At 68.5% G+C, this 13,159-nt stretch carries 14 protein-coding genes; 6 read left to right on the top strand and 8 right to left on the bottom strand.

The genetic code is table 11. The features are described from left to right. Positions 1-35: 35 nt before the first annotated feature. The 3 genes from ACQPYM_RS01430 (at position 36) to ACQPYM_RS01420 (ending at position 3,279) form a co-directional block, all read left to right on the top strand. On the top strand, positions 36-1,292 hold the full coding sequence (locus ACQPYM_RS01430) for a LacI family DNA-binding transcriptional regulator (RefSeq protein WP_433013489.1): 1,257 nt from the start codon (positions 36-38) through the stop codon (positions 1,290-1,292). Positions 1,293-1,552: 260 nt separating this feature from the next. Then, positions 1,553-2,500 carry an aldo/keto reductase gene (locus ACQPYM_RS01425; protein ID WP_433013487.1) on the top strand — a complete coding sequence of 316 codons (948 nt, stop codon included), beginning with the start codon at positions 1,553-1,555 and terminating at the stop codon, positions 2,498-2,500. Positions 2,501-2,793: 293 nt separating this feature from the next. Next, on the top strand, positions 2,794-3,279 hold the full coding sequence (locus ACQPYM_RS01420) for a DUF4240 domain-containing protein (RefSeq protein WP_433013485.1): 486 nt from the start codon (positions 2,794-2,796) through the stop codon (positions 3,277-3,279). Between the two features lie 62 nt (positions 3,280-3,341). Here the strand turns inward: ACQPYM_RS01420 and ACQPYM_RS01415 are convergent, their stop codons facing one another. The 3 genes from ACQPYM_RS01415 to ACQPYM_RS01405 all read right to left on the bottom strand — a co-directional run bounded on the left by ACQPYM_RS01415 (position 3,342) and on the right by ACQPYM_RS01405 (position 5,800). Then, complete coding sequence (locus ACQPYM_RS01415; protein ID WP_433013483.1) at positions 3,342-4,037, bottom strand: hypothetical protein; 696 nt, start codon at positions 4,035-4,037, stop codon at positions 3,342-3,344. A 180-nt stretch (positions 4,038-4,217) separates the two neighbouring features. Beyond that, the gene (locus ACQPYM_RS01410; protein ID WP_433013481.1) at positions 4,218-5,450 is read right to left on the bottom strand and encodes an RNA polymerase sigma factor; all 1,233 of its coding nucleotides are present in this window, start codon (positions 5,448-5,450) and stop codon (positions 4,218-4,220) included. After that, the gene (locus ACQPYM_RS01405; RefSeq protein WP_433023154.1) at positions 5,447-5,800 is read right to left on the bottom strand and encodes a YciI family protein; all 354 of its coding nucleotides are present in this window, start codon (positions 5,798-5,800) and stop codon (positions 5,447-5,449) included. The genes ACQPYM_RS01410 and ACQPYM_RS01405 overlap by 4 nt, the downstream gene beginning before the upstream one ends. Before the next feature lie 218 nt (positions 5,801-6,018). Here ACQPYM_RS01405 and ACQPYM_RS01400 point away from each other — a divergent pair, with 218 nt between their 5' ends. Beyond that, positions 6,019-7,425 (top strand): MFS transporter, encoded by a 1,407-nt coding sequence (locus ACQPYM_RS01400; protein ID WP_433013478.1) that lies wholly within the window; start codon positions 6,019-6,021, stop codon positions 7,423-7,425. Here ACQPYM_RS01400 and ACQPYM_RS01395 read toward each other — a convergent pair. The 3 genes from ACQPYM_RS01395 to ACQPYM_RS01385 form a co-directional block, all read right to left on the bottom strand. After that, on the bottom strand, positions 7,396-8,133 hold the full coding sequence (locus ACQPYM_RS01395) for a GNAT family N-acetyltransferase (RefSeq protein WP_433013476.1): 738 nt from the start codon (positions 8,131-8,133) through the stop codon (positions 7,396-7,398). The two genes, ACQPYM_RS01400 and ACQPYM_RS01395, sit on opposite strands and share 30 nt — an antisense overlap. Before the next feature lie 45 nt (positions 8,134-8,178). Continuing rightward, entirely contained in the window at positions 8,179-8,517 is a 339-nt protein-coding gene (locus ACQPYM_RS01390) for a YciI family protein (protein ID WP_433013474.1), read from the bottom strand. 77 nt (positions 8,518-8,594) lie between these two features. Beyond that, positions 8,595-8,750, bottom strand: coding sequence for a DUF6131 family protein (locus ACQPYM_RS01385; protein WP_360276171.1), 156 nt, complete (start codon positions 8,748-8,750; stop codon positions 8,595-8,597). Positions 8,751-9,035: 285 nt separating this feature from the next. On the opposite strand from ACQPYM_RS01385, the gene ACQPYM_RS01380 reads away from it, so the two are divergent. After that, complete coding sequence (locus ACQPYM_RS01380) at positions 9,036-10,019, top strand: SH3 domain-containing protein (protein ID WP_433013472.1); 984 nt, start codon at positions 9,036-9,038, stop codon at positions 10,017-10,019. Between the two features lie 88 nt (positions 10,020-10,107). Here the strand turns inward: ACQPYM_RS01380 and ACQPYM_RS01375 are convergent, their stop codons facing one another. Then, entirely contained in the window at positions 10,108-11,400 is a 1,293-nt protein-coding gene (locus ACQPYM_RS01375) for an FAD-binding oxidoreductase (protein ID WP_433013470.1), read from the bottom strand. Between the two features lie 101 nt (positions 11,401-11,501). On the opposite strand from ACQPYM_RS01375, the gene ACQPYM_RS01370 reads away from it, so the two are divergent. Further along, positions 11,502-12,308 (top strand): aminoglycoside phosphotransferase family protein, encoded by an 807-nt coding sequence (locus ACQPYM_RS01370; protein ID WP_433013468.1) that lies wholly within the window; start codon positions 11,502-11,504, stop codon positions 12,306-12,308. On the opposite strand, the gene sigJ is transcribed toward ACQPYM_RS01370, so the two are convergent. After that, entirely contained in the window at positions 12,256-13,131 is an 876-nt protein-coding gene (sigJ, locus tag ACQPYM_RS01365) for an RNA polymerase sigma factor SigJ (RefSeq protein ID WP_433013466.1), read from the bottom strand. The genes ACQPYM_RS01370 and sigJ overlap by 53 nt on opposite strands. Between the last annotated feature and the right edge of the window lie 28 nt (positions 13,132-13,159).

The raw sequence follows: 13,159 nt of genomic DNA, 5'->3' as shown, positions 1-13,159 counted from the left end.
TCCTCCGCTATCACGTTTCAACACGGGGAGGCCGCGTGACACCGAGTGGCGCTGCGGACCGCGCCCGCCGTACGCCGGACCCGGCCCGACCCCCGAAACCCCCGGCCGGCCGAGCGGGCCGGTCGGCGAGGACCGGACGATCGGCCGACGCCGCCGGCGGGCGAGCCGGAGCAGCCGCCGGCCGTCCGGCCGACCCCCAGCTGGCCCGCGAACCCAAAGCCGCCAAGCCCGCTGTGCGGCGACCTCGACGGTTGCGGTCGGGTGGCGCGACGGCACGGTCGGCGGCCGGGGTGAAGGATGTCGCGGCGGCGGCCGGTGTTTCGCTCGGCACGGTGTCGAACGTCCTGAACCGGCCGGAGATGGTCAGTCCGACGACGCGGGCGAAGGTCGAGGCCGCGATGGCCTCCCTCGGGTTTGTCCGGAACGAGTCCGCCCGGCAGCTCCGCGCTGGTTCCAGCCGGATCATCGCCTACCTGATGCTCGACGCCGGCAACCCGTTCTTCACCGACGTCGCCCGCGGCGTCGAGGAGGCCGCTCAGAAGGCCGGCCTCTCGGTCTTCCTCTGCAACAGCAACGAGGACGCGGCGCGCGAGGCCGACTACCTCGATCTGCTCGAGCAGCAACGCGTCCAGGGGGTGCTGATCACGCCGATCAACCCCGACTCGTCCCGCCTCAGCAACCTGCCCAACCGCGGTACGCCGGTGGTCGTGGTGGACCGCGCGATCGACGACGGCGAGCACTGCTCGGTGGCCGTCGACGACGTCCTGGGCGGCGAGGTCGCGCTGGCGCACCTGATCGAGCTCGGCCACGAGCGGATCGCCTTCGTCGGCGGACCGAACACGATCGGCCAGGTCACCGACCGGCGCGCGGGTGCTCACGAGGCGTTGCGGAAGGCGGGTCTGCCCGCCTCGAACCTGGTCGACGTGCTGACCGGCGCGCTGACCGTCGCCGAAGGTAGGGGCGCTGGGCAACGACTTGCCGGGCTGCCCGCGGACCGGCGCCCGACGGCCGCCTTCTGCGCGAACGATTTGCTGGCCCTGGGCCTGCTTCAGCAATGCGTGAGCCTCGGCCTGCGGGTGCCGGAGGATCTCGCGATCGTCGGCTACGACGACATCGAGTTCGCCGCGGCGGCCGCGGTACCGCTGACGTCGGTTCGCCAGCCACGCCAGTTGCTCGGCCGGACGGCGGCGGAGCTGCTGCTCGACGAGTCGTCGAACCCTGATCACGAGCACCAGCGAGTGACTTTCACCCCGGAACTGATCGTCCGGACCTCGACGCGCGGCAACACGTAGTACCGGCTGGGGTTTCGATTCCGGCTGGGGATTCGCCTCGGTCCCGAGCCGGTCGTCTGACCGCCGTACCCCTGCGGACGCCGGTAAGCGCGCCCGGCCCGAGGCCGAAGACCTCAAACCCTACCTTGGCGCGGGTGCCGTCCGGCAGGCGGAGTACGGGTCTCGGTCTGGGTCAGCAGTCCGCTATTTGATACTTATTGTTTCGCATTGCGACATGGAGTCTTGACCTTGAGTGGACTCCAGCATCGAGGCTGAGCGACATGACTGAGCTGAACATCGCCCTCGGTGCCATGGAGTACGGCACCCGCATCGACGAGAAGACTTCTTTCGCACTGCTGGACGCGTACGTCGACGCCGGCGGCGTCTGGATCGACACCGCCAACTGCTACGCCTTCTGGCAGCACGAGAGCGGCCACGGCGGCCAGAGCGAGGAGCTGCTCGGCCGCTGGTTCGCTGCCCGGCCGGGTGTCCGTGACCGGGTCAAGCTCGCCACCAAGGTCGGCTGCGAGCCGCTGTGGCCGGGCAGCTTCCCGGAGCGCACCGAAGGCCTGACCGCCCAGGCGATCGACTCCGCCCTGGAGACCTCGCTGCGCCGCCTCGGCATCGACCACATCGACTTGTACTTCGCGCACCGCGACGACCTGGAGACACCACTGGAGGAGACCGTCGGCGCCTTCGGCAAGCACGTCGCGGCCGGCACGGTCGGCAGGATCGGCCTGTCGAACTACGCACTGTGGCGGGTGGAGCGGATGCGCGGCCTGGCTGAGAAGCAGGGCGTGGAGGCCCCGACTGCCCTACAACTGCGCTACTCGTACCTGCAGCCGAGGCCGCTCGTCCGCGACAACGCACACGACCACCGCTTCGGCTGGATCACCGACGAGGTCCTGGACTACGCGGCACGCAACCCGGAGCAGCAACTGTTCGCCTACAGCCCGCTGATGTCCGGCGGCTACGAGCGCGAGGACCGCCCGATCCACGAGGCCTTCGACCACCCCGGCACCACCCGCCGCCTGGAAGCCCTCGCCCAGGTCGCCACCGAACTAGGCGTCACCCGCAGCGAAGTAGTCATCGCCTGGCTCACCGGCGGCACCCCCGCCGTCACCCCCATCATCGGCATCAGCACCCCCAACTACCTGTCAACCGCCCTCGCAGGCGCCCACCTAACCCTCTCCCCCAACCACAGAACCCTCCTCGACGCCGCCTGGTAACCCCTCGCTGTCCCAAAACTTCTGCCCACCCCGTGCTAGTAGCGTGTCGCGTCAAAACCTTGGCACTGGCGGCGCCCAGGCACGCACCTCGCGGCAGCGGAGAAACGGCAATGATGGAAAAGCATCGAGGCCGCTCCTCCGCCACCGCGATGCACGCACCTGAACACCGCCAGCACTCAAGCTTTTGACGCGACACGCTACTGGTGGACCGGGTTTCGTGACACGATTTCGGGGTGGACAGGGATGGGTTTTGGGAGCTTGTCGAGGCGGCTCGGGTTGAGGTGGATGACACGGTGGCGGATCCCGATGGGGTCGCCGACTCGTTGACGAAGGCGTTGGGTGAGCTGACGCCCGCGGAGATCGCCGCGTTCGGCGTGGAGCTGGAGCGGTTGCAGGCGGAGTCGTATCGGTGGGATCTGTGGGGTGCGGCGTACCTGATCAACGGTGGCGCCTCCGACGACGGGTTCGACTACTTCCGCGGCTGGCTGGTCGCGCAGGGGCGGGAGGTCTGGGAGGCGGCACTGGCCGACCCCGACTCGCTGGCCGACGTGGTCGACGAGGACCTGGGCGAAGGGTTCGAGGGCTTCAACGGTGAGGGCATGCTGAGCGTCGCCCTGCACGCCTACCAGTCCGCCGGTGGTTCCGAGGCGGACTACTGGGAAGCCGTCGAGGCGGGCGGCATCGACATCCCGGACGTCCCGGTCGGCCAGAACTTCGACTTCGACGACAGCGACGAACTCGAGACCCGCTACCCCCTGCTGGCAGCCCTCAAGGACTGAGCCCGTCGGGCTGCGCCTGGCAGAGGCGTGCCTGGCCGGGTTCCAGCGAAACGTCGGCGTACCTAGCCGGGCTCGCCGCTGAGGCGTTCGATGAAGGTGCGCAGCGAGCGGCGCCAGCCGGCTGGCTGGGTGGCGTCTTCGTCGGCGACGGCAAGGCTCACCAGGTGTTGCGTCATTTCGAAGCTGGCCACGGCGTCGCGCAGGGCTGTGAGGGTTTCCTCCGGTACTGCGTGCCGCCCGTGGTCCGGCTCGTCGTGGTCCTGGCCCACCGGGTGGCTGACCCAGCCAACGCCGAAGCTGTTCGGGACCAGGAGTTCCGGCACGAGTGACTCGTGCGAGAGGGACGCGAGGTCTTTGTTGCCGTTGTCGATGCTGAAGATCGTGGTACCCCGCCGGCGTACGTCGTCGATGCGTTCCAGCAGCGTGTCCGCGGGAGTCTGCTCGGCGACGACGAGCAGCGACTCGCCTCGGCCCGCCTCGCGCAGGCGGTCGAGGCCGATGGCCAGATGCGGTGGCGCGTCCGGCGGTGGCGCCCAGCGGACCAGGGCCGGGCGGATGTCCTCGATGCCGGCTCGGTGCAGCTCGTCGTCCAGGTGGGCGGTGAGGTGCCACGGCTCGTCGTCGGCCGGGCCGAACAGCATCAGGCCGCCCGTGCGGGTGGTGAACCTGCGCAGCGAGTGGGCGAACTCGGTCGTACGGCTGCCGAGTTCCGTCCCGGTCAGCATCTCGCGCAGGAGCGACGCCTTGGTGAGATCCACCCTTCAAAACTGACACACCGGCGGCGGCGCCGCGACTCGGGGTGAGGAGCCGTCCCAAGCTGTGACCGGAGGGGGCGACCTTGTGCGCGAGCTGAGCACGGGAAAGCGCTGCCCGGGACTCACGTGGTGCACAAAGTCGCGCGGGGGAAGCTCAGGGCTCGACGTCCTGGGAGGCGGGGGTCAGGTCAGGCGGTCCGCCTTGGACTGGAGGTAATTGCGTTCGGGGATGGAGGTCGTTCGGCGGGCGGCGAGTAAGTAGCCCGCGCGGGCACCGGCCAGGTCTCCCGACATCTCCAGCAGGTGCGCGCGCACTGCTTCGAGGCGGTGGTGCTCGGTGATCCGGTTGTCCGACTCGAGCGGTTCCAGCATCGCGAGCCCTTCCTTCGGGCCGGTCGCCATCGCGACCGCGACGGCGTGGTTCAGCCGGACCATCGGGTTGTCGGAAATCTGCTCGAGCACCTGGTAGAGCGCGACGATTTGCGGCCAGTCGGTGTTTTCGGCCCGCTCCGCGGTCGCGTGCACGGCGGCGATCGCGGCCTGCACCTGATACGGCCCGAGCTGGGTCCGCGACAGCGCGTCGGAGACGAGCGCCTCGCCTTCGACGATCATCTCCTTGTTCCACTTCGACCGGTCCTGCTCGGCCAGCGGGACCAGGCCGCCGTCCGGATCGGTCCGCGCCGGCCGGCGCGCATCGGTGAGCAACATCAAGGCCAGCAGGCCGGCGACCTCGCCATCGTCTGGCAGCAGCCGGCGGACGCCGCGCACCAGCCTGATCGCCTCGGTGGTCAGCTCCGCGCTGTGCAGCGAAGCGCCGGAGGACGTGGTGTAGCCCTCGTTGAAGATCAGGTACAGAACATGCAACACCGCACCCATCCGGGCGTCGCGCTCCGCCTCGGGCGGCATCTCGAAGGTGCTGCCGGCCTGCTTGATACTGCGCTTGGCCCGGCTGATCCGCTGCGCCATAGTTGCCTCAGGCACCAAAAACGCGGCGGCGATCTGCGCGGTGGTCAGACCGCCGACGGCCCGCAGCGTCAGGGCGATCTGCGAGGCCGCGGACACCGCCGGATGGCAGCACAGGAACAACAAGGTCAACGTGTCGTCCCGGCCACCCGGATCGTCGATGTCCGGCGCCGAGGCAACAAACTCCTCGGGCGCGGCCAGGTTGGCCGCGTTCTCCTCTCGCTTCCGCCGCGCCGACTCGCTGCGCAGCAGGTCGGTCAGCCGCCGTGAGCCGACCCGGATCAGCCAGCCGCGCGGGTTGTCCGGCACGCCCTCGGCCGGCCACTGCTGGGCAGCAGCGAGCAGTGCCTCCTGCACGGCTTCCTCGGCCAGGTCGAAATGCCCGTAGTGCCTGACGAGCGCGCTGAGCACCTGCGGGGTCTCTTCCCGCAGCAGGAGCTCGAAGTCGCTCACATCTCCAGCCCGGAGCTGTCCATCACAGGTCGCACCTCCACGGCCACGTACTTCGCGTCCGGCATCCGGGCCGCGTACTCGATCGCCTCGTCGATGGTGTCGCACTCCACCAGGTAGAAGCCGGCCAGGTGTTCCTTGGCTTCGGCGTACGGGCCGTCGGTGGTGGTCCGGGTGTCGCCGCGGACCAGGACCGTCCGGGAGGTGATCGGGTCGGCCAGGCCTGCGGCGCTGACCAGCATGCCCTGCTCGGTGAGCTCTCTGGTCAACTCCTCGTGCGATCGGGCCAGGCCCTCGCGCTGCTCGGCCGTCAGACCGGCCCAGCTCTCCGGGTTGCTGTAGATCAGCAGCATGTACTTCACAGGCACCATCCTGACGGTCGCGGAGGTCCCGGCGACCCCCTCACACCCGGTACGTCGAAGCAAACCCCACCGATTTCGACTTCCTGCCCAACAGTCCCGCAAGAAATCTGCACCGCCGGCTCCGAAATGTCGAGCCCTCGCCGGCCAGTACGACGTACCGGGCAGATGACGCCCAGCCCGGGCGTCCCGAGTACTGGAGGCCCCTCGTCATGGAGAACGCTCCCGATCCGAAGCGCTGGTTCGCGCTGGCCCTGCTGTGTCTGGCGGGGTTCATGATCATCCTGGACGCGTCCATCGTGCTGGTTGCAGTGCCGTCGATCGAGCGCGAGCTCACCTTCTCCAGCGGTGGGGTGCAGTGGGTGCCCAGTGGCTACGCGCTGATGTTCGGCGGTCTGCTGCTGCTCGGAGGGCGCGTGTCCGACCTGCTGGGCCGACGGCGCGTGCTGATCGCCGGGCTGCTCCTGTTCGCCGCTTCGTCGCTGCTGTGCGGTTTCGCCTGGACAGGTGACACTCTGGTGTTCGCGCGCGGCCTGCAGGGGATCGCTGCCGCAGTACTGGCTCCTAGTGCGCTGTCGATCGTGATGACGACGTTCCCGGACGGTGCAGAGCGCAACAAGGCGCTGGGCGTCTGGGGAGCGACCAGTGGAGTCGGCGGTACCGCGGGGTCCCTCATCGGCGGGCCGGTCACAGACGGGCTCGGCTGGCAGTGGATCTTCTTCATCAACGTGCCCGTATGCCTCCTGGTCGTCGCACTGGCTCCGGTACTGCTCAAGGACAGCCGCGGACCCGGCCGACGCGGTTTCGACCTCGCCGGCGCTGTCACCGTGACCGCCGCCCTGATCGTTCTCGTGTACGCCGTCATCGAGGCGCCGACGTCATCGGCCGGCCGGACCACCTTGCTGGTGCTCGCCTCGGCCGGTCTCTTCGCCCTGTTCGTCCAGGTGGAGAAGCGGTCGTCCGCGCCACTCGTCCCGTTGCGCATCTTCCGCTCTCGCGCGGTGGTGGGAGGCAACCTGATCGGCATGACCTGGGGTTTGACGGCTTTCGGACTGACCTTCGTTTACACGCAGTACGCGCAGCATGCGCTGGGTGCATCGGCGGTCCGCTTCGGGCTGATGTCCTCGGTGGTCGCGGCGACGGCGGTCGGTGGATCGATCCTCGGCCAGAATCTGGTCACCCGCATCGGTCCGCGTCCGGTCTCTGCTGTAGCGCTGTTGCTGGGCGGAATCGGCTGCACGGTGATGAGCGTGCTCACCGTGTCGTCCGGGTACTTCGAGGTGGCGTTCTGGGGGCTGCTCATCTTCGGTGCCGCACTCGGCGCGGGGACAGTTGCCGGGTCCATCGCGGCCTTGAGCGAGGTGACCGAGAAGGACTCCGGCGTCGCCTCCGGCCTGCAGAACGCGTCGTTCCAGATCGGTGGCGCGGTGGGTATCGCGGTCCTGTCCGCGGTCGCCATCGGCAACACGAGCGGGGCGACGCCGGTAGAGCTGGTGTCTGGCTACAAGGTGGCCTTCGCCGCCTGCTGGGCATTCATCGCCCTGGGGCTCGTCGGCACCAGCCTGCTGATCAGCAAGAAGCGTGCTGCCTCACGCGACGCGGTAGTGGTAGGTGTGTGAGCGAGCGAAGCCCACACTCTCGTAGAGGCGCCGAGCTGCTTCGTTGCCGGCCTCCACCTGGAGGTAGAGCCGCTCGGAGCCTCGGCTGCTCGCCCACTCGGCCCCGGCGTACAGGACGGCTGTAGCGAGGCCCTGCCGGCGGTACTCGGCGCGAGTGGCCATACAGAACAGACCGGCCATTCCAGGGGCTGCCACGAACAGTGCCGAGCAGGCGATGCGTCCATCCAGAGTGACACTCACGTACGCCGCCGGCTCGGCCAACCGGGACAGCACGCTCTCGGCAACAGTTGCACTGTCGCCGTGATGGTCGAGTTCCACAAAGCCTTGCAGCCAAGGGGTTGTCGGCTTGCCGCTCACCTCGACGGCAACCCCATGATCGCGCGAGATCCGGGACAACACCTCTTCGGTGCCGGCGGTCAGGACCGACGTTGGGGCAGCTTGCTGGTAGCCCATGGCAGCCAGTTCGGCGTCGAGCTCGGTGTTGAGTTCAGCCGGCGCGATCTGGATGCAGACCGGGAGCTGGTGCTCGGCGAAGAACGCCTCGGCCGTGGCGATCGACTGCCCACCGGGCTTCAGCGGCAGGGCGGAGTTCGAGCGGCGACGGCCCACTCCCGGCGTACTGCGTAACAGCCACCCGCCGGACTTCCCCACACGGGCGGCCGGCCAGGCCTTGGCGGCGTACTCCTCGATCTTCCAGGCGTCATCCATGAACCCAGGCTAGCTGGATAAAGATGTCATGGACAACATATTTATTCAGGCAGTGAGGAGCGTGCCGCGCAGTTCGACCCGGTCGCCGACCAGCGCGGAGACGCGGCCCGCGATCTCCTGCGCCCGCTCGTCGTCGGCCACGTCGACCATGAAGAAGCCGGCCAATTGCTCCTTGGCCTCGCCGAACGGCCCGTCGGTGACGACCTTCACGCCGTCCCGCACCTGGACAACGCGGCCCTCGCCGGGCACGGACAGCCCTTCGGAACTGACCAGCTCGCCGGTCCCGGCGAGTTCGCCCTTGAACTTCGTCAACTCGCGAACCACCCGCTGGTCGGCCGTGGAGCCGCCCGGAGCGTCGCCGTAGATCAGTACGAGGTACTTCATACCGCCGGATCGTAACCGGCCCGACCGACAGAAAACCCCGCGAGCCGAAGCTCGCGGGGTTGCTTCCGTCCGCCAGATCAGTACCAGTGCTTCCGTCCGCCGACAGCACGGCCGGTGGATCCCAGCAGGAACAGGACCGCTCCGACCACGAGCAACACGATGCCGATCGTCCACAGGATCGGGATACTCAAAACGAATCCCAGAATCAGCAGGATCAGTCCGAGGACGAGCATGAAGCCTCCTAGTTTCTCGGGCCGCCAGGGCGGTGATTGGCGGCACCTCCATCTGGTGCCCAGCCGTATTCGTCCCTAACCCGTCGGCAGTTCGCAGTACCGCGCAGGCGACACGGAGTACAGGGGCGGCCACCCGTAGTACCGATGAGCGGCGGAGGGTCCTCCGCTGAGCGTGCGCCATGTTCGCAATGCGTTAAAAGTCCACGCCGGTTGGTGGACTTGCCGGGATGTGTGCTTGACTCCTCCGGTCGATAACGTTTTGATCTCGGCAGATTGGGTGAATCAGTGGCTGAAGGACGGCATAGACAGGCGCGGCACCGTCATCCGCGCCCGAAGGTGATCGGTCCCGGCATCGTGAAGGTTGCGATTCCCGGCGCCGCGGTGGCATTACTGGCCACCGGATCCGCAGTCGCATTCCCGGACGAGACCCCGAAGCAGGATGTGTCTACCGCCAGCTCGCCCCTGCAGCTGAAGCGTGAGGCACCGACCAGCCGGGACGCTCTTCGTCCCTCGTTGAACCTCGCTCCGACGAAGGCACCGACCCAGGCTCCGAAGCCGAAGGCGCCGGCGCCGCCGAAGCACCTGAAGAAGCAGGCGCCGATCCCGAAGCCCACGTCGGTCAAGACCCGGGCAGCCGAGAGCGTGAAGACGCTGCTTCCGCCGAAGATCATCGGCAGCAAATACACCACCACAGATGTGAACCTGTGGAGCGCACCGGTGTCCGGCACGCTGCTGACCGTGCTCGACAAGGGCACCAAGGTCTCGGTCACCGGCGAGGTCAAGGGTGCGTTCGCGGAGGTTGTCCGCAACGGCGTCCGCCGCTGGGTCAAGGCGCAGTACCTGGCCGCGACCAAGCCGGTGGACAAGCCGGTCGAGGACAACAGCCCGTCGCAGGCAGCCTGCAAGTCCGGTTCGAGTGTCGAGAGTGGCCTCACGGCCGACGCGATCCGGGTGCACCGCGCGGTCTGCAACATGTTCCCCTCGGTCACCTCGTACGGCGGGCTCCGCAGCGGCGACAGCGGCAGCGAGCACTCCACCGGCCGGGCGCTCGACATTATGGTCCGCGGCTCGCTCGGCCAGGAGATCGCCGACTGGCTCCGGGCCAACCGCAAGTCCCTGGGCATCAGCGAGCTGATCTGGGCGCAGCAGATCTGGACGGTCCAGCGCAGCAGCGAAGGCTGGCGCTCGATGGAGGACCGCGGCGGCGACACCGCGAACCACTACGACCACGTGCACGTCTCGGTCTACGGTAACTCCGGCACTGTCTGAGATTCACCGGCTGAGATTCACCCGCCGCACCAGCAACGGCCCGGCCTCGAGGGATGAGGCCGGGCCGTTGTCATGACCTGAGGTGCGCTCAGGCCGGCGTCAGGTTGTGGTTCAGGTGGAAGAAGTTCTCCGGGTCGTAGGCGCGCTTGACCGCGCGCAGCCGGGTGAGGTCCGCTTCGGCGTACGCCGAGGTCGCGCGGGCCGGGTCGGCCAGGAAGTTGAGGAACGTGCGACCGGTGGTCCGCAGTACCGGCGCCAGCTCGGGGACCTCCTCGTTGATGATCAGCGAGTACGTCGCCGCGCGGTGGCCGACCGGACCGGCGCCGGGACCGGGGTGAGCCATCGCGCCACCCCAGTGGCGGATCTCCACGATCGCGGTGGGCAGCGTGGCGAGTTCGTCGAGCAAGTCGTCCGCCAGGGTGTCGACCAGGTCGAGGTAGCGGGCCGGCGTACCGCCCATCGCGGACGCGGCGAACGGAGTCGTCATCAACTCGCCGGCCACGACCGGACCGGCCACCTGGAAGAGCGGCTTCAGGAGGTGCTCGGCCAGGTCGGCTTCACCGGCGTACGAGGCCTTGACCGCGAGCGCGCGGGTGGTGGTGCCGGGGAGGTTGGTCACCAGGATCGCGGTGCTCAGCTCGTTGGGGATGCTGGCTGACCAGTCGCGGTAGAACTTGAGCGTCTCGGCCGCGTTGTCCATCCCGAAGTACACGATGCCGGAGTGGACCTGCGGAACGGAGTACAGGCGGAACTCGAGTGAGGTGACGATGCCGAAGTTGCCGCCACCGCCACGGATCGCCCAGAAGAGGTCCGGGTGCTCGTCAGCGCTTGCCGTGACTACTCGGCCGTCTGCGGTGACTACCTCCGCACGGATGACACTGTCGGCGGCGAACCCGTACTTGCGGGCCAGCCAGCCAACACCACCGCCCAGCGTGTAGCCGGTAACCCCGACGTCCCGGGAGGACCCTGCCAGCGGTGCAAGGCCGAACTGGCCAGCTGCATCGATCACTGCGCCCCAGCGAGTACCAGGACCGACCTTGGCGATCTTGCGCTGCGGGTCAACCAGTACTGATGTCATGGCCGAGGTCCTGAGCAGGATGCCGCCGTCAGCCGGTACACGCGTCCCATGTCCAGTCGCCTGTACTGCGAGCGGCAACCCGAGCTGCCGGGCAGTGCGGACTGCCGCCTGCACGTCGGACCGGCTGAAGGCCTCCGCAACGACCAGCGGGCGCGAGTCGAACGTCGGCACGATCGACTGGCGCAGTACGTCGTACTGCTCGTCCCCCGGCCGGTGAACCGACCCGTTGAACCCAGCGCCGAGCAGACCCGCCACCACGTCGCTACCGGTCGCCTCTGCCGCGAAAATCGCCTGCGTGCTCATCCTGTGACTCCTTCGCCGTAGCCGTGTTCTCACCAACACGTCGAAGGAGACAGCCCGGACTAGACACGCCCTCCCAAACTTTTTCTGAGATTCTTCGCCAGGTGCCCCATACTCACGTCGTCACCACCCAGGGCGAGCTCGTCACCAAGCGGTACGTCTCGTGCCCGCGCGACGAACACCTGCGCGAGTGGAGCGCCCTCCAAGCCATCCACCGCCACTCACCGGACCTGGCTCCCACTCCTATCTCCCTGGACCTCAGCGGCCCGGTCCTGGTGATGTCCCGAGTCGCCGGACGACCACTGGCCGGTTCACTGACCGCTGCCGAGCTGGACGGCCTTGCCGCCGCACTGGGCCGCCTCTGGGCCTTGCCGACGGATGACCTACCGCCGGTCGGCCTGCAGCCCATCCCGGAACTCCTGGCCCGGGTGCGCGCCGACATCACGTCGTACTGCGGTGGCGGCATCGTGGGAGAGGCCTTTGGAGCAGCCGCGATCTGGCTGGGTGGTTCTGAGGTCGACAGCCTTCTCATGCCCGGCACCCCGGTCATCGGTCACGGCGACCCCAATCTGGCGAACTACCTCTGGGACGGCTCGCGGGTGCGGATCGTCGACTTCGAGGACTCCGGGGTGAGCGACCTGTCCTTCGAGCTGGCGAACCTGGTGGAGCACCTCGCCGGGCGTGGGACCGACTGGTCCGGCTTCGCTGATCGCTTCCCGGTCGACCAGCTGCGGCTACTCACAGCACGGCGGTTATGGGCGATGTTCTGGCTGACGCTGCTGCGCCCTGGTGGGCCGGCTGAGAGCCGAAACCCCCCAGGGACCGGGGCGCTTCAGAGTGAGCGGGTGCTCGGGTTGCTCAGGCAGGGATCGGCAGGGCCTCGAGGCGGGGAAGGTCGGCGAGGATGTTGATCTCGGTGATCTTGCCGTCGTGGATCGTCACGTCCATGACGCCCATCAGGGTGTCGCCCACGACGGTGACCATGCCGAGGCGGCCGTTGACCAGCGCCGGGCGGCTGTGCGGAGCCAGCTTGGTGAACGTGAGCGCCTGCTCGACCACCGCGAGCGCGCCCCGGACCAGCTTGGAGACGGCGGGACCGCGGCCTTCCGTAGTACCGGCGTCTGCGCGGAGGACCACGTTCGGGTCCAGGAGGGAGAGCAGCGCCTCGAAGTCGCCACCGCGCGCGGCGGCGAGGAACGCATCGACGACTTCGCGTTGCCGGCTCACGTCGTTGTCACCGACCGGAGCGCCCTGAACGCGGCGGCGGGCGCGGGAGGCGAGCTGCCGCGCGGCGGCCGGAGTCTTGTCGACGACCTCGGCGACCTCGTCGAAGCTGAGCCCGAACATGTCGTGCAGCACGAACGCGAGCCGCTCGGCCGGCGACAACTTGTCCAGCACGACCATCATCGCCAGCCCGACGGCATCGGCACGGACCGCCTCGTCCTCCGGATCGACCGGGCTCAGGATCGGGTCGGGCACGTAGAGGTCGTCGAGCGGATCCTCCCGCCGCGTCTTGCGGCTGCGCAGCTGGTCGAGGCAGACCCGCGACACCACGGTCGTCAGCCAGCCGGCCAGGTTCTGGATGTCGCTCGCGTCGGACCGGCTGAGCCGCAGCCAGGCTTCCTGGACAGCATCCTCAGCCTCACTGACTGATCCGAGCATCCGGTACGCCACCGCCCGCAGGTGCGGGCGGTTCTCCTCGAACTGGCCGGCCAGTCGCTCGATGTCGTCCACAGGTCACAATCTCTCGTCGCGGTCCGTC

Source organism: Kribbella sp. CA-294648, from assembly GCF_050943845.1.
Taxonomy (GTDB): Bacteria; Actinomycetota; Actinomycetes; order Propionibacteriales; family Kribbellaceae; genus Kribbella.
The sequence above is the reverse complement of the archived record's forward strand: the minus strand, read 5'-3'. Positions and strand labels throughout refer to the sequence as shown.

What these genes read in the sequence shown, in the direction of transcription:
- ACQPYM_RS01425 (WP_433013487.1), top strand. Translation starts at nt 1,553, where the DNA reads ATGACTGAGCTGAACATCGCCCTCGGTGCCATGGAGTACGGCACCCGC.
- ACQPYM_RS01405 (WP_433023154.1), bottom strand. Translation starts at nt 5,800, where the DNA reads ATGCTGCTGATCTACAGCAACCCGGAGAGCTGGGCCGGTCTGACGGCC.
- ACQPYM_RS01400 (WP_433013478.1), top strand. Translation starts at nt 6,019, where the DNA reads ATGGAGAACGCTCCCGATCCGAAGCGCTGGTTCGCGCTGGCCCTGCTG.
- ACQPYM_RS01395 (WP_433013476.1), bottom strand. Translation starts at nt 8,133, where the DNA reads ATGGATGACGCCTGGAAGATCGAGGAGTACGCCGCCAAGGCCTGGCCG.
- ACQPYM_RS01390 (WP_433013474.1), bottom strand. Translation starts at nt 8,517, where the DNA reads ATGAAGTACCTCGTACTGATCTACGGCGACGCTCCGGGCGGCTCCACG.
- ACQPYM_RS01385 (WP_360276171.1), bottom strand. Translation starts at nt 8,750, where the DNA reads ATGCTCGTCCTCGGACTGATCCTGCTGATTCTGGGATTCGTTTTGAGT.
- ACQPYM_RS01375 (WP_433013470.1), bottom strand. Translation starts at nt 11,400, where the DNA reads ATGAGCACGCAGGCGATTTTCGCGGCAGAGGCGACCGGTAGCGACGTG.